Source organism: Latilactobacillus graminis DSM 20719, assembly GCF_001436415.1.
GTDB classification, from domain to species: Bacteria; Bacillota; Bacilli; order Lactobacillales; family Lactobacillaceae; genus Latilactobacillus; species Latilactobacillus graminis.
This window is the reverse complement of record NZ_AYZB01000002.1, coordinates 138,608-153,912: the sequence shown is the minus strand read 5'-3', so window position 1 is coordinate 153,912 and position 15,305 is coordinate 138,608. Positions and strand designations below refer to the sequence as shown.

Genomic DNA, 15,305 nt, shown 5'->3' with positions numbered 1-15,305 from the left:
TTTGTCTCGCTGACAACATAGAATACTATACCAACATCTAAAACCATCGTCAAGTAATTGTTTGCAATTTTTGAATAAAAATATAAAAAGTTTCAAAAACGTACATTGTTGAATAGATATTCAATGAACGTCCGAACTAATTTAAGTGTGGAACACTCGTTACTTCTAATTTATCCAATAATTGTGTGAATTCACTAGGCTTTGCAAATCGAAAACCGGCTTCACTAATTATTCTCAATTGTTCGGTATAAAAGTCTGCTTGATGTTCACTCCATTGAAAAACAAAAAATGAAACATTCTCACCTTCAAGATTAATATTAGCTAAATTAATTAATCTAAGCTCATTAACATTAATTTTCAACTGGGTTTGAAGGGCAATCAATACAGCCGCAAGTGGCGTTTGATCACTATCTTTATTAGTTACCAGCATCTTATACGAGTCATCAGCTTGTGGTTGAACTAAAAAATCGTATTGGCCTTGTTTTGTTTTATACATAATCGTTCCAGCTACTTTAGCACTCATGCATTCTCACCCTTATTCAAGTCTTCTATTGCTTCTTTTGTCCATTGTGGTAATCGTTGCGCGATTGGTGCAAAACCAATATGGATGCGACGATTTGTCCAGTAATGCTTCTTAGTACGTTGTGGCACTAAATCCTGTCCTCTATCCAGCGCACGGAGCGACAAACTAATCTTGTGTGTATACTCATCAATATCTAAAACAAGTACTTCCAACACCTGCCCGACTGTAAACTGTTCATCCAGTGCTTTCACAAAACCATGCCCACATTCTGAGATGTGAATTAAGCCTTGGACCGTTGCATCTAATGAAACAAATACACCATACGGTTGAATGCCTGTTACAGTGCCTGTAATCTTTTGTCCAATTCGATAACCCATATTTTCCTCCACTTCAATATTCTTATTTATTTTAAGCCTTCTACTTAATAAAAGGCAAGCTATCTAATGCTTTAAAGAGATTTTTGATCTATGTAAAAAGAACCCAGGCATCATCCCTAGGTTCTTAAATAATTAAAGTTGATCAGCTGCTAGCAAGAGTGCACCGGTAATCCCAGCGTCATCCCCTAATGCGACATGCACAATGTAGTCATCAAGGTCTGGTGTTTGGACATAACCTGCCATCTGCCGTTTAAAAGATTCGCGAATCATGGGGAATAGTTGAGCTTGTTTCGACACTCCACCACCAAAGACAATGCGTTCCGGCGATAGCATTAAAGCGATATTGACACAGGCTTGCGCTAAATAATCAGCTTCCATTTGCCATGCTTGGTGGTCAGCAGGCAACAAATGCCCCTTCTTACCCCAGCGTCTTTCAATTGCTGGACCAGCTGCTAAGCCTTCCAAACAATTGCGGTGATATGGACATGTTCCTTCATATGAATCTTCTGGCTGTTGCCGAATTAACATGTGGCCAATTTCAGGATGACTGTACCCTTGTAAAATCTGACCGTGTTCAACAACGCCGCCACCAATTCCGGTCCCAACAGTTAAGTAAACACAACTATCAAGTCCGTCAGCAGCACCCATCTTCAATTCACCATAAGCTGCGGCATTCACATCCGTTGTAAAGGCAAACTGGGTATCAGGATAATGAGCTTTCATCGCCCCTAAGATATCATAATGCTCCCACCCTGCTTTGGGTGTATCCATAATTGCGCCATACGTTTTCGATTTGGGATTAACGTCGATTGGACCAAATGATGCCAAACCGATGGCATCTAAATGATCGAATTGATCAAAATATTCAAACAACCGTGGCATCGTTTGTTCTGGCGTCTCAGTTGGCATACTAATTCGTTCTTGAATCCCATTTTTCCCATCTGTTACGGCACACACAAATTTCGTGCCTCCCGCTTCAATTCCACCTACTAGCATCTAAAACACCTCTCCAATTAAAATTAATGATTAATCGTAATGTGATTGATGATAACTTCTTCGACTGGTTTGTCTTGCATCCCGGTTTCTGTCGCGTTAATTTTATTGACCACGTCCATGCCACTTAATACGTGGCCAAATACCGTATGTTTGAAATCTAACCAAGGTGTGCCCCCTTTTTCATAAGCCGTAATGACTTCTTCTGGGTACCCCGCACCTGGCATTTGTGACAACATGCTTTGGTTAATATGTTCGTTAGTCACAATAAAGAATTGGCTGCCGTTAGTATTTGGGCCGGCGTTAGCCATTGACAATGCGCCGTTTAAATTGAAAACTTCTTGGTTGAATTCATCTTCGAAAGGTTGGCCCCAAAGACTTTCGCCACCCATCCCAGTCCCAGTGGGATCGCCGCCTTGAATCATGAAGTCGTTGATGACCCGATGAAAAATTACACCGTCGTAGTAATCTTTTTCAGCTAAGCCGATAAAGTTTTCAACTGTCTTAGGTGCTTGATCTTGGAAAAGTGCAACCGTAAATTCGCCCTGGTTGGTATCAAAAGTGGCGGTTGGTTCTGCAAAATTTTTAAGATCTAGTTGTGGATATGTCATTTAATCGTCCTCCTTGTTTTGACTCACAACCATTATGATAGCGAATTGCTTCATAAATTACTACGATTATTTCATTAAACATGCTTTCCCCAATTTTTTCTAGTATACTGATTTAAGAAATCTACTTATAAGGAAGTCATCTCATGATTGATTCAAATCACCTCTTTGATATCACTATTATTGGCGGAGGCCCAGTTGGCATATTTGCCGCTTATTACGCTGGGATGCGCAAAGCCGATGTGCAGCTTATCGAAAGCCTCCCCGAACTTGGTGGCCAAGTTGCCACCCTGTATCCAGAAAAGCAAATCTATGACGTTGCTGGTTTTAGCGGTATCTCAGGGGCTCAACTAACCGAGCATCTAATTAACCAATTGACCCTTTTTCAACCCACTTTACAATTGTCAACTGCCGTTAAGCGCATTACACCTCAAGTCGATGGAACCTTCGTTCTTGAAACGACTAAAGGGACTACCAAAACCAAAGGAGTGATTGTCGCCGTTGGCAATGGGGCTTTCACCCCACGTAAACTTGCTGTGGACTACGATCCGGCATGGGAAAACCATTATATTCACTACTTTGCTAAAGAATTGAACCAGTTTAAAGATCAAACGGTCGCCGTCGCTGGTGGTGGCGATTCTGCGATCGAATGGGCCTTAATGCTCGAAAAAATTGCTAAGCAAGTTTACTTAATCCACCGGCGCGATCAATTCCGCGGACTTGAAAGTAGCGTTGAAGCACTCAAACATTCAACCGTTCAAATTAAAACCCCTTTTTTAATCGATAGTCTCACTGAAATCAATCAACAACTTGCGTTAACCTTAAATAAGATGCGCTCAACAGAGCAAGAACAATTAACAATCGATAAACTCCTCGTCAATTATGGTTTTATATCAGATACCCGGATTCTCCGCGACTGGGGATTAACCTTAGAGCATCATCAAGTGGCTGTCACCCAACAGATGGCGACTAATATTCCTAATATCTATGCAATTGGCGATATTGCCAGCTATCCTGGCAAGGTAAAACTAATCGCTAGCGGCTTTGGTGAAGCACCAATCGCCGTTACCGAATTGCTAACTAACCTGTACCCCGAAAAACGACAACCTCTGCACAGCACGTCTATTATGTGAGCCAAAAACGACTACCACGAAATAATCGTGATAGTCGTTTTTGCTTAGACATGTTTTTTCTTCATTTGACCCTTAACGGCCGTGACAATCATCGGAATCAATGAGACTCCGATAATCCCAAGCACAACTAGTGAAAAGTGTTCACGAACTACCGTGATATTTCCAAAGAAGTAACCCGCACCACAGCAAAGGGCAACCCACAGAACACTTCCAATTACATCGTATCGGAAAAATTTTATGAAGGCCATCTGACTACCGCCTGCGACAAAGGGCACAAACGTTCTAATAATCGGCATAAACCGCCCAATTGCGATTGTTTTCCCACCATATTTATCGAAAAAGGCTTGTGCCTCTTCGATTTTCTCAGTATTAATAAATTTACCGAAAAAACGATTTTTCGTAGCAGCCAGCCCGACGCGTCGGCCAATTTGCTCATTCAACGCATCTCCTGCAATGGCGGCTAGCAAGAACAACGCGCTAAAGAGCCAAACATTTAAATTATTATCGGTCCGCGCTGCCAATGCAGCTGCGGCAAACAGTAATGAATCTCCTGGCAGGAATGGTAAGATCACCGCACCCGTTTCAATAAAGATAATCGTAAATAAGATGACGTAGGTCCAACTTCCAAACTGATTGACAATGTTAACCAGATGCGCATCGATATGCAAAATAAAATCAATTAACTGCGACATGCAATTTCTCCTATCCTCTTTTTCATTTAATCGCTACCTCTTTATAGAATAGCGAATCGCCTCAGTAAAGCAATCACTTTCTAATTTTCTTAACAAAAAAGCCAAGTATTATAGCGCACGTTTCCCCCGCCACAATAAGTAACCCAAGCTGCCCTCTAATAAAATGAAGAAGAGTGCAAAACACAATCCAAAATATATTTCCGGTAAAACTAAGATAATCGGATCAACTAACGGATCAAACTGCCAGTTCAAATTGCGAAACAGTAACTCGTGAAAGATAATAAAGAAACGCTCAAAATTCATGCTGGCAATGAAGCCTAAACAAGGTGGCATCACAAGAGCCACTTGCATTGGTCGAATATATTGCCAAAGTTGCTTTGCTTGCCGTCGTATGCACCATTGCCGAACAGCCGGTCCAATCGTCACAATCCAAACAATTCCCACTATCCCAAATAAACGTTTGACCTCGATAAAGTGTTGGTGCCCATCAAGGGACATCGGGAAATCAGGCAATTGTAATTGATGCTGCCACGGTACTAATAAATAAGTCATCAAATGATTAAAATTATCCATTAACCGTTGCTGAGTTAGTCCCTGTTGGCCCGCCAAATTAAGATAGTGACTTAATGGCTGATATAGCCCCCAGCTCAGTAATAATGTTACTAAGATTGCGCTACTAATCAGTGCCAAATACAATGCGAGCCAACTGACAACCGACTTAATCCGTATTAAACATCCCATTCGGTTAAGTCATGAATGGCATACGTCGGTTGTAGCGTTTCTTTAGCCACCTCTTCCGGCGTTGAAACTCCCGTATAAACAAGTAAGGTGTCCATCCCAGAATTTAAACCAGCCTTGATATCCGTGTTGTAATTATCGCCAACCATGACCACTTGATCCTTGGTTAATCCAAATTGCGCCAATGCCATTTCAACAATAATTTTTTCTGGCTTACCAATGTATAGCGCATGTTGCTGAGTCGCCCGTTCAACCATCGCAATTACCGATCCAGCCCCAGGTACTAATCCCCGCTCATTGGGTAAATTGGTGTCCGCGTTGGTTCCGATAAATAATGCGCCGCGTTTAATGGCCAACGTTGCCAATTCAAACTTGTGATACGTCACATCATAATCTAAGCCGACTACTACATAATCTGGGTCATATTCGTTCGTGCGAAAACCTGCATCTGCTAATGCTTGTTTTAATCCTAATTCACCAATCACATAAACCGTTTTACCATTGACATGGCCATCGTTTAAGTTTAATAAATAACGTGCCGTTGCTAATGCTGGTGTGTATACTTGGTCAACAGTCGCATGAATTGCATGGTTGTCAGCTAAATTCTGAATGACCGCATCTGGTGACTTGGTAGTATTATTCGTCAAAAACATGAACGGAATTTTTTTAGCTTGAAGCCGTTCAATAAAGTCTTTAGCGGCTGGCATTTGATTGCGACCGCGATAAACGGTTCCGTCTAAATCGATTAAATAACCGCTATAAGGTGTGTTTGTCATAGTTATCTAGCTCCCATTACATTTTACTTGTGATTAGGTTCTAAAGGGCGAATTTTAAAGTGGCGCTTATTAACTGATTTTTGGTTTTCGGTCACCGCTTTGGCGGACCGTTGTTGAGTGACTTTTGATTTATTGTCAGTCACTTTACGTTCGATAAAGCCTGTTTTTTGCCGTCTTCTTTGCTGACCACGCCGATTACTGCGCCGGTTTTCATTTTTAATAACTGGTTTTCCTTGACGTTCCAAAACAAAGTATGCACAGCCAAAATTACAGTATTCATATAAATAATCCTGCAAGGTATTGATTAACTGATCTTTATTAGCCCGCTTGTTACTTGTTTTATAGAAGCCTTTTAACCGCAATTGCTCAAAGCCCCAATCAGCCACAATATAATCATACTTTGCCAGTACTTCATTATAACGTTCATTTAATTTTTCGGCGTCGAATCCCTCGTGGTAATTAACCACCACTTCGTACGCACACTTGTCGATTTCAAGCGTTGTCGCAGTCTTCATGACAACATGTTGCGGCACTTCTGGCTGTTTAGCCGCCGCAATCATTTCTTTTTCAATCGCTTTAGTTACTTTCTTAGCAATTTTAGGATTTTTTTTCGTATCTGCCACAGCGAACCACCTCTTTCTTTATAAGGGATAATGTTTACTTAAATATTTAGCAACTGCATTGCGCAGAAAGTCTGGAAAGACAATTTCAGTTTCACCAACAATTTCAATCGTTGGAAAAAAGGGAATAAATAAATAATGATCAACAGTGGTCAACGTGTAGCTTCCGGCTGGATCAATTTCTTGTCCCTGCCAAAAGACGCGCCGTAACTTGCGATCAACCGCAATTCCATCATAGACGATATCCCCAAAGATTTTTCCTCGAAAACTCATTCCTTTAATCGGAAACTTCCGTAAAAAGAGCCTATTTTTCTCCATTTCAAGCACCATGCGCCAGAGATCATACCCTTTGAGCGTAACTTTAATTAAGTGCATGGGATGCGGTAGTTGTGTTTGCAAATCATCTTTGGTCACAATGCCCGCCTGTAAGTCTTGTAAAAAAAGCCCAGTATTCAAAACAGCGGCCTCAGTTCCAGTCGCTTCTTCAATAGCCTTTAATCCGACAGTCATCATTTCAGATTCACCGATTGCATTGATCTTAAAACTATGCGGTAAATTAGCCACTTTTTGGGCAGCCAATTTAGCATGCCCTGTTTCTAAATAACCCGCAATCTCAGCCGCATCAGTTTTAGCAACCGGTAAATCAGTGGTTAAAATTGTCCGTGCCCGCTTATCAGTAATCTGATGGTGGTCATCTAATTCAATCGTGATATCACCGATGTAATGTCCATACTTCTCAGCCGCGGTTAACAAGGTTTGATTAATAACAAGGCCCTCTTCCAATAAATGATGCGTGTGGGCCCCACAGATAACATCAATTTCCGGAAAATGTTTTGCTAACCATTTATCAGTTGTAAGCCCTAAATGTGATAAAACGATTAACACATCATACTGTCCTTGCAAACCGGCTAATTGCCGGGGTAATTCTTCGCTAACAGTCGTTGGTTCCCAGCCATTCGGTCGATAAGTTAGGAAAAACGGGGCCGTCAAGGCAATTACGGCTACCCGCGTTCCCTTGTCCGTCGTCAGTATTCGATTAGGCTCAGCGAATTGGGGCCGTTCATGCTTTTTCTGTTCATAAAGATTGGCCAGTATTATCGGAAAATTGGCGTGATCATATAAATGCTCCAAATCCGTATGACTGTTACCAACACCTTCATTATTACCAATCGTTACACCGTCATAGCCAATCTGATTAAGCAATTCAGTATTGATCTGCCCATTTGTCACTTCGGTTAACGGATGACTGCGGTCCATTGCATCCCCAATATCAAATGTCAAAACGGTAGCACCTTGTTTGCGATACGCTGTTTGATGTGCCAGGAGAAAGCGGCGTATTCTGGGCCAATTTTCAAAATGTGAATGTAAGTCATTCGTGTGTAAAATATGAATTGTTTCCATTTTACTTGCCCCCTTAGACTAGTCGCGGCTGTGCTTAGCCAACGTAGCTTGTTTACGTTCAAAAATGCGTTCAATCTCGCTTGCTGCAAGCGGAGTTCCAAACGGTAAGGTCGTTGGTAACAGTTCACGTTCTGGGGCATCGATGCCGACATTAATGTTCTCAGCAATTGGTAACATATAATGATGAATATGACCATGTAAGTTGAACGTCTGCTGTACCTTACCCAATAATAACGGATAATGCGTCAAAAAAAACTGGTGATGATTAATTTTAATCAATGCGCCAACATCGGCAAATTGATAATGTGGTTTGCCATTTGCCAGGCCGCCATCATTTTTAGCCAAATACTTCAAAAAAGCGCGACTATCGTGATTTCCTTTAATAATGATTAACTGGCCATTCAACTGGGCTAGCACGCCGGCCACTTCAGCAAAAGCCCGTGGTTTATTCGGCACCATTGCGATGTCTCCTAATAAGTATACCTGATCCCCTGCTTTTACGCGGCGATTCCAATTAGCGACCACCGTGGCATTCATTTCAGCTACATTCTTGAATGGTCGTGGCGCAAAATCATTGTTGCCTAATAATTCGGTGTGAAAAAAGTGCGTATCTGCTGTGAAATAAATCATGTCCAAGCCCGCCTAACCAATATGATTTGCTTTTAAAATCTCTTGGAAAGCTTGCGCCACTGCCCCCTCTTCTTTTTGCCACTCTTCCCAGTGATCAAAATCAACCGCAGGCATTGTATAGCGCTCATTAATGTAAGCTTCGTAAGTCTGGACCGCATTCGAATGCGGAATGTTTAACTGTAAAATACGAACTTGTTGGATAAACCCGCGATTAGCGGCTAGCTCTGCCCGCCCGTTCATAAAAATATTAGCCAACTCATAATACGTTGTGCCATCTAAACGCGTAATTTCTTCAATAATATCAAATACTTGGTACTTCTCGGCCATTGTATGACTTCCTATTCTAATCCGATTTCAATTATGTTTATTCTACCAATATGTACGCAAAAAAACCACTACCCGCAGATAGTGGTTGGCATAAGAGAGAAAGAGAATTGATAAAAAGGTATTGCATAAGTACCTTACAGACATAATATACTATCAATTGTAAGCGCTGTCAATTATTATCGCTAATTTTATCGATATTTCTTTAAAGTTCTGTAACAGGCATGGGCATTTTAAGTGAATAATGGTATCTTAAAAAGAGTAGCTTAAAAAATGAGGAGGCCTTGATTTGTCACAACAGCATTCGCGCTGGGGATTGGTTATCTTGACTAGCCTTTGTTTCTGGTTTTTGACTGGTTTTACAGTAGTCGCCCACCGCGGCGATCCAATTAATGCCCCTGAAGAAACGTTTCAAAGCATCGACATGGCTTTTTCTGAAGGGGCCAACTATGTCGAACTCGATTTACACGAATCTCAAGATGGCGTCTTAGTCATCTCCCATGATCGCAACTTAAAGCGCGTCACCGGCATCGACGCCATCGTCTCGCAATATCCATTTACTAAACTCAGTCAACTTAGACTCAGCAACGACGAACCGCTCCACAGTGTCAATCAATTATTTGAACACTATCAAAACAATCCCCATGCAAAATTTCTAATTGAAACTAAGAAAACTAAAAAAGGTAACCCGCAAGACATGGAAGCTAAACTTGTCGCCCTAATTCAACAATATCACATGCAAGATCGGGTCATGGTCCATTCTTTTTCCTTAGCGAGTTTACAAAACATGCAACGTTTAATGCCCCAGATCCCCCGTATTTTTATTGTCGGTAGTTTAAAACGTATTTCATTTGAAAGTTTCAAATACGCTGATGGAATTAATATCTCATCAGCCTTAGTTACACCCACGATTATTAAACAGCTCCATTATCTCCATCAAAAAGTCTTCGTCTGGAACGAAATGTCAGAAAATCAAGCTACTTGGAATTGGTTAATTAATTTAAATGTCGATGGGGTCGTCACCAATTATCCAGCCCTTGGGCGCCACTATCAAACTGCGCAAGATCAAGCTGTGCATGAAGATCTGGCAGCAATTGGTCAGGTCAACAACACCCAAAATCTTCCGACGGTTGAAAATCCATATGCCCCTAATCTTCATAAAAGCCCTGCCAAGGCCGGGCACACTTATCACATCACCCAAGCCGTCACACTTGACGATCAAACTTATTACCAAATTGGCACCAATCGCTTCGTTGTCAGTGATAGCATCAATTTAGGTGAGACAGCACAAGCCGCGACCCTCTTAGTTGGTAAAACCGCCCAAATCAAACCAACAGCAGCAATCGTTTCGACTTGGAACAGTCCGCTCCACCCAACCCAGATCACTGGTTATTTAAGTGCCGATACCCAATACCCAATTCATGGCGTTCGCTATGTTGGTAATCAAGTTTGGCTACAAGTCGCTCAAGGCTGGTTTAAAAGTCGCCAAGCACTAATTGATTTCAATCCAAATCAATCATTGTTGCTGGCTTATTGTTACCGCCAATTACCACAACAACTACGCCCAACTAACTTACGTATTAGTCCTTTATTACCACTTAAATCATCCAATTTACACCCAATTAATGAACCGGCTTTTACGCAATTTGCCCGTTCTTGGCAGCCAATTACCATTAAATTTTAACGAGGTCAATGCTTATGACAACTGATTATGAACAACTGATTCGTTCCGTCCAAAACACGCTACCCAAAGAAGCCACACTCGATCACATTTCGATCCTCTTCAAAATTTTAGGTGATAAAACACGGGCTAAAATTTTGTATGCGCTCTTTCAATCCGAATTACGCGTCAGCGACATCGTTAGTGTGTTAGAAATGTCGCAATCTTCAATTTCACACCAATTGCGCGCTTTAAAACAAGCTAAATTGGTCAAAAATCGCAAAGTGGGTAAAGAAGTCTACTATTCGTTAGCCGATAATCACGTCATCAATATTTTTTCGCAAGTTATCGCCCACGTCAACGAACACTAATCAAAAAAACATCATCGAAATTCTATTTGCGAGGTATCCTCAAATTTTGATCATTTGATGATGCTTTTTTTATTGCTCGTTTTTCTTAAAATTCAACAGCAATCCACCACCATCATGATTGCTTTTTTCAAAATTTGGTGGTATGTTATACACAACATATGAACACATGCTCATATATAGTAAAGATTACGCTTTATTTTTTATTCGCCGAGGAGGCCTGAATAACATGTCCCAACTTCAATTAGCCGGCATTGATTGTGCTGCATGCGCCACTAAAATTGAGAAGCACGTTAACCAAATGGCTAGCATCAAAAATTGTTCCGTCAATTTTACAACTCAACAATTAAACTACGAACTCACCGGCCAACAAGCTGCTGGTATCTTCGAACAACAGCTTGCCCAACTCTTACCAACGATTGAACCCGGAGTTAGTATCCAGCAACCAGTAGCACCAACACCCAAGTCTAAGTCACATCGTTTAAATTACAATCTCATACGCATTTTAATCAGTGCTTGCGGGTTAGGCATTTCCTATCTTGCCCCACTCAGTGTTTCTGTAAAGACAATATTGTTATTAGCAACGTTTATTGTGATCGGCAGTGATATCATCTGGACTGCACTTAAAAATATCCAGCATGGTGAATGGTTTGATGAACACTTCTTAATGTCCATCGCCACAATTGGCGCTTTTGGTATCGGCCAATATGCTGAGGCGGTCGGTGTGATGTTATTCTACCAGATTGGGGAATACTTCCAATCCCTAGCCGTTAATCATTCACGCCGCTCAATCGCTAACCTTGTTGCGATTAAACCAACGTTTGCCAACCGCCTAGCTGCAGATGGTTCAATCCAAGTCGTCGCACCTGAAGTTATTCAGGTTGGGGAACAAATAGTCGTGAAACCGGGCGAAAAAATCCCCCTTGACGGCCTAATTACTGCTGGTGACAGCTATGTTGATACCTCGACGATCACTGGTGAATCAGTCCCCCGTGCCTTTCATCCCGGTGACGAACTCTTAAGCGGTACGATTAACCAAGCCGGTTTCTTAACCATGACGGTTACTAAACCATATGCTGATTCAACAGTCGCAAAAATTTTAGATCTGGTCGAGAATGCAAGTAGTCAAAAAGCCCCCACTGAAAATTTCATCACTCGATTTGCCAAAATTTACACCCCCATCGTGGTGGGCGTCGCAGTGGTGATGGCCATTGTACCCCCAATCGTCTTTGGCGCTCCATTTGGCGATTGGCTCTACCGCGCATTAATCTTCTTAGTCATCTCTTGCCCATGTGCCCTCGTTATTTCGATTCCATTAGGTTTTTTTGCTGGGATTGGGACGGCTTCTAAAAATGGAATCTTGATTAAAGGCAGCAACTATCTCGAAGCTTTAAATACGGTGCAAACCGCCGTTTTTGATAAAACAGGAACGCTTACGCAAGGTAGCTTCAGTGTGACAACTGTCCATGCGCTTAATCACCAACCTGCACAACTTCTAACGCTAGCTGCACTGGCCGAACAACATTCAACGCATCCGATTGGTCAGTCCATTTTAGCGGCAAATCAAACCCCACTTAAAGAGACTTTAACGGATGTCCAAGAAAGCGCAGGTCACGGAATTTGTGGTCTACTCAACGGTCAACTGTTACAAGTTGGTAATGCCAGTTGGCTTCAAGCAAGCGGTATTCAAACCAGTACTCCGGTTGAAATCGGCACTAGCGTCCACGTCGCCTACCAACAAAACTACTTAGGCTACCTGATTATTGCAGACACGGTGAAACCCGATGCCCAAGCAGCTATCACCCAGTTAAAACAGGTTGGTATTCACCAAACGATTATGCTGACTGGCGATAATCAGCCAGTCGCCCAACAAGTCAGTGCACACCTAGGCATTGATCATTATCAAAGCGAGTTACTTCCACAAGATAAAGTAACTGCCGTTGCTAAATTGACGGCAAATCGTATGGTAAATGGCAAAGTCGTCTTTGTTGGTGATGGAATTAATGACACCCCCGTTTTAGCTCGAGCTGACGTCGGGGTAGCTATGGGCGGCTTAGGTTCAGATGCCGCAATTGAGGCTGCGGATATTGTCTTAATGTCCGATGAACCAACCAAACTAGCCACGGCGATTTCAATTGCGCATTATACCCATCATATTGTTTGGGAAAATATTATTTTTGCATTAGTGGTCAAAGCACTCTTTTTATTATTAGGTGCGTTGGGAATTGCCACGATGTGGGAAGCGGTTTTTGCAGATGTTGGGGTCACTCTAATTGCTATTTTGAATGCCCTCCGTATTTTAAAAAAACACTAATCTAAACCGGTGTACAGCAATTCTGTGCGCCGGTTCTTTTTAATCGCAAGCGCTTTTTAATTCTATAATAATATGCTAAAATGTGAATAGACTAATAATTAATTAACCGCTTTTTGGTTAAAATTTAACAATGAAAGCTGGGACTGCAATGACACTGAATTGGCAACAAGAAGCAGCAAAATATAAAGATCAAATGCTAGCTGACTTAACAAGTTTACTCAAAATCAATAGTGCGCGCGATATTGAACACAAAGAAACCGATGCCCCACTTGGCCCTGGCCCCCGTGACGCTTTACGTCAATTTTTAGCCATTGCTGAACGAGATGGTTTTACTACTAAAAATGTTGAAAACGTTGCTGGTCGTATTGAATACGGACAAGGCGATGAAATTTTTGGAATTTTAGGGCACATGGATGTGGTTCCAGCCGGTGACGGTTGGGAAACAAACCCATTTGAGCCAGTAATTAAAGACGGAAAAATTTATGCTCGTGGTTCATCAGATGATAAAGGGCCTTCAATTGCGGCCTACTATGCTTTAAAACTATTAAAAGATAACGGAATTGAATTAAATAAACAGGTTCATTTCATTGTGGGCACTGATGAGGAAAGCGCTTGGGTTGGCATCAACCGATATCTTGAGGTTGAACCAAAACCAGATTTTGCAATCTCGCCAGATGCTAACTTTCCCATTATTAATGGTGAAAAGGGCATCGTGTCATACTTAATAACCTTTAAACCGATCGATGGAGCTGCTGGTGAAATGACCTTAGTTAATTTCCAATCTGGGTTACGGGCCAATATGGTCCCACAGACCGCTAAAGCAATTCTCTCCGGTGCGATACCGGCTGATTTCCAAGCTAAGTTTGATGCTTATCTTGCTGATCATAAATTACGTGGAACAATCACTACTGATGGTGAACAAACAACCTTGGACTTAATTGGTAAAGGCTCCCATGCCCAAGAACCAAGAGCTGGCGTGAATGCTGCGACTCATTTAGCAACTTTCTTAGCCGACTTCGCTTTAGATACAAAAGGTGGCAACTACATCGGTGCTATTGCGCGTTTATTGCATGAAGATTCACGGGGCCATCGTTTAAACATCAATCATACTGATGATGTCATGGGCGACCTAACTGCTTGTCCAGCAGTCTTCAATTACACCCAAGATGGCGTGGCAACGGTCCTTTTGAACGTCCGCTATCCAAAAGGGGTGACGGCCGAAAGTACCCGCCGCAATTTGGCAGAGACACTTGCTGATCTTGCCGATGTGACAATTGATGGTCATGCTCAAGAACCACACTACGTTGCTGGTAGTGACCCACTGGTGGCAACTTTGCTTAATGTCTTTGAAGCACAAACAGGCCTCAAAGGCCATGAACAAGTGATTGGCGGCGGTACTTATGGTCGAATCTTAGAACGAGGTGTTGCTTTTGGCGCACTACCAGAAGACCGTGAAAATGTTATGCATCAAGCTAACGAATATATGTACATCGAAGATATCATGAATGCTATCGCAATCTATGCTGATGCCATTTACAGATTAACGCGTTAATTTAGCTTAAAAGTAACAAAAAAACGACGACCGAATTGGTCGTCGTTTTTTTGTTACTTCATTAGACAATGCTCAATTATTACCTATAGAAGCATCTACTAACTTAAAGCTTGAACGGCCATCTTTCACAATAACATATAAAATTTGCCGCTTAGCTTCATCAAAATAGCCCAGATTAACCGCTAGCTCACCATCAATTTCTTCGATTCCTACGAAATGTTCCCGAATAATCGAACGGATAATCTTCATATTAGCCATGTACCTTTGAATTTTTTGAACAGCCACATTCAAAGTATAACCTTCGTCTAAAAAATGCTTAATCAAAACCGCTTTAATCATTGCATTAGCATCGTACTCACGGGCCTTATTACCTTCCGATGCACGCGCTTTGATATAGCCCTTTTGCTCCCAATAGCGGAGTTGCCGCGGGGTAACCCCTGCCATCTTACAAAGTTCACTAATTCCAAAAATCAATCGATCCATATCTATCAACTTTAAAAACAGGTCTTTTTGCAAGTCCCCACTCCATTCCTATTAATATTTTTCATTATAAATTATCGGTCAGGCTTGTCAAGTCAAATGACATGATTGTAAGC

Annotated in this window: 17 protein-coding genes; 5 read left to right on the top strand and 12 right to left on the bottom strand. The window is 41.8% G+C overall.

Annotated features, from left to right (window positions below):
* Nucleotides 1-136 precede the first annotated feature (136 nt).
* From FC90_RS01325 to FC90_RS01310, 4 genes are all read right to left on the bottom strand, one after another.
* Nucleotides 137-523: a hypothetical protein gene (locus tag FC90_RS01325; protein ID WP_057907506.1), complete on the bottom strand. Its 387-nt coding sequence runs from the start codon at nt 521-523 to the stop codon at nt 137-139.
* Nucleotides 520-900, bottom strand: a complete 381-nt coding sequence (locus FC90_RS01320) for a CvfD/Ygs/GSP13 family RNA-binding post-transcriptional regulator (protein ID WP_057907505.1) — start codon at nt 898-900, stop codon at nt 520-522. The genes FC90_RS01325 and FC90_RS01320 overlap by 4 nt, the downstream gene beginning before the upstream one ends.
* A 132-nt stretch (nt 901-1,032) precedes the next feature.
* Nucleotides 1,033-1,896, bottom strand: a complete 864-nt coding sequence (locus FC90_RS01315; protein ID WP_057907504.1) for an ROK family protein — start codon at nt 1,894-1,896, stop codon at nt 1,033-1,035.
* 23 nt (nt 1,897-1,919) lie between these two features.
* Nucleotides 1,920-2,504 (bottom strand): peptidylprolyl isomerase, encoded by a 585-nt coding sequence (locus FC90_RS01310; RefSeq protein ID WP_057907503.1) that lies wholly within the window; start codon nt 2,502-2,504, stop codon nt 1,920-1,922.
* A 146-nt stretch (nt 2,505-2,650) separates the two neighbouring features.
* On the opposite strand from FC90_RS01310, the gene FC90_RS01305 reads away from it, so the two are divergent.
* Nucleotides 2,651-3,634 carry an NAD(P)/FAD-dependent oxidoreductase gene (locus tag FC90_RS01305; RefSeq protein ID WP_192937884.1) on the top strand — a complete coding sequence of 328 codons (984 nt, stop codon included), beginning with the start codon at nt 2,651-2,653 and terminating at the stop codon, nt 3,632-3,634.
* A 44-nt stretch (nt 3,635-3,678) separates the two neighbouring features.
* Here the strand turns inward: FC90_RS01305 and FC90_RS01300 are convergent, their stop codons facing one another.
* The 7 genes from FC90_RS01300 to FC90_RS01270 all read right to left on the bottom strand — a co-directional run bounded on the left by FC90_RS01300 (nt 3,679) and on the right by FC90_RS01270 (nt 8,818).
* Nucleotides 3,679-4,326 carry a VTT domain-containing protein gene (locus tag FC90_RS01300; RefSeq protein ID WP_057907501.1) on the bottom strand — a complete coding sequence of 216 codons (648 nt, stop codon included), beginning with the start codon at nt 4,324-4,326 and terminating at the stop codon, nt 3,679-3,681.
* Between the two features lie 108 nt (nt 4,327-4,434).
* Nucleotides 4,435-5,067 carry a TIGR01906 family membrane protein gene (locus tag FC90_RS01295; RefSeq protein WP_057907500.1) on the bottom strand — a complete coding sequence of 211 codons (633 nt, stop codon included), beginning with the start codon at nt 5,065-5,067 and terminating at the stop codon, nt 4,435-4,437.
* A complete protein-coding gene (locus tag FC90_RS01290; protein ID WP_057907499.1) occupies nt 5,055-5,840 on the bottom strand; it encodes a TIGR01457 family HAD-type hydrolase in 786 nt (261 codons plus the stop codon). Before FC90_RS01290 ends, FC90_RS01295 begins: the two co-directional genes overlap by 13 nt.
* Before the next feature lie 23 nt (nt 5,841-5,863).
* A complete protein-coding gene (locus tag FC90_RS01285) occupies nt 5,864-6,463 on the bottom strand; it encodes a YutD family protein (RefSeq protein ID WP_057907498.1) in 600 nt (199 codons plus the stop codon).
* An 18-nt stretch (nt 6,464-6,481) separates the two neighbouring features.
* The gene (locus tag FC90_RS01280) at nt 6,482-7,861 is read right to left on the bottom strand and encodes a bifunctional metallophosphatase/5'-nucleotidase (protein WP_057907497.1); all 1,380 of its coding nucleotides are present in this window, start codon (nt 7,859-7,861) and stop codon (nt 6,482-6,484) included.
* Between the two features lie 18 nt (nt 7,862-7,879).
* On the bottom strand, nt 7,880-8,491 hold the full coding sequence (locus FC90_RS01275; RefSeq protein WP_057907496.1) for a metallophosphoesterase: 612 nt from the start codon (nt 8,489-8,491) through the stop codon (nt 7,880-7,882).
* Nucleotides 8,492-8,503: 12 nt separating this feature from the next.
* The gene (locus FC90_RS01270) at nt 8,504-8,818 is read right to left on the bottom strand and encodes a hypothetical protein (protein WP_057907495.1); all 315 of its coding nucleotides are present in this window, start codon (nt 8,816-8,818) and stop codon (nt 8,504-8,506) included.
* 286 nt (nt 8,819-9,104) lie between these two features.
* Here FC90_RS01270 and FC90_RS01265 point away from each other — a divergent pair, with 286 nt between their 5' ends.
* From FC90_RS01265 to pepV, 4 genes are all read left to right on the top strand, one after another.
* Nucleotides 9,105-10,499 (top strand): glycerophosphodiester phosphodiesterase, encoded by a 1,395-nt coding sequence (locus tag FC90_RS01265; RefSeq protein WP_057907494.1) that lies wholly within the window; start codon nt 9,105-9,107, stop codon nt 10,497-10,499.
* Between the two features lie 14 nt (nt 10,500-10,513).
* Nucleotides 10,514-10,846 carry an ArsR/SmtB family transcription factor gene (locus FC90_RS01260; RefSeq protein ID WP_083481983.1) on the top strand — a complete coding sequence of 111 codons (333 nt, stop codon included), beginning with the start codon at nt 10,514-10,516 and terminating at the stop codon, nt 10,844-10,846.
* Between the two features lie 226 nt (nt 10,847-11,072).
* Nucleotides 11,073-13,157, top strand: coding sequence for a heavy metal translocating P-type ATPase (locus FC90_RS01255; protein WP_057907492.1), 2,085 nt, complete (start codon nt 11,073-11,075; stop codon nt 13,155-13,157).
* A gap of 148 nt (nt 13,158-13,305) precedes the next feature.
* Complete coding sequence (gene pepV / locus FC90_RS01250) at nt 13,306-14,709, top strand: dipeptidase PepV (RefSeq protein WP_057907512.1); 1,404 nt, start codon at nt 13,306-13,308, stop codon at nt 14,707-14,709.
* A 72-nt stretch (nt 14,710-14,781) separates the two neighbouring features.
* Here pepV and FC90_RS01245 read toward each other — a convergent pair whose 3' ends face one another.
* Nucleotides 14,782-15,225 carry a MerR family transcriptional regulator gene (locus tag FC90_RS01245; protein WP_057907491.1) on the bottom strand — a complete coding sequence of 148 codons (444 nt, stop codon included), beginning with the start codon at nt 15,223-15,225 and terminating at the stop codon, nt 14,782-14,784.
* Between the last annotated feature and the right edge of the window lie 80 nt (nt 15,226-15,305).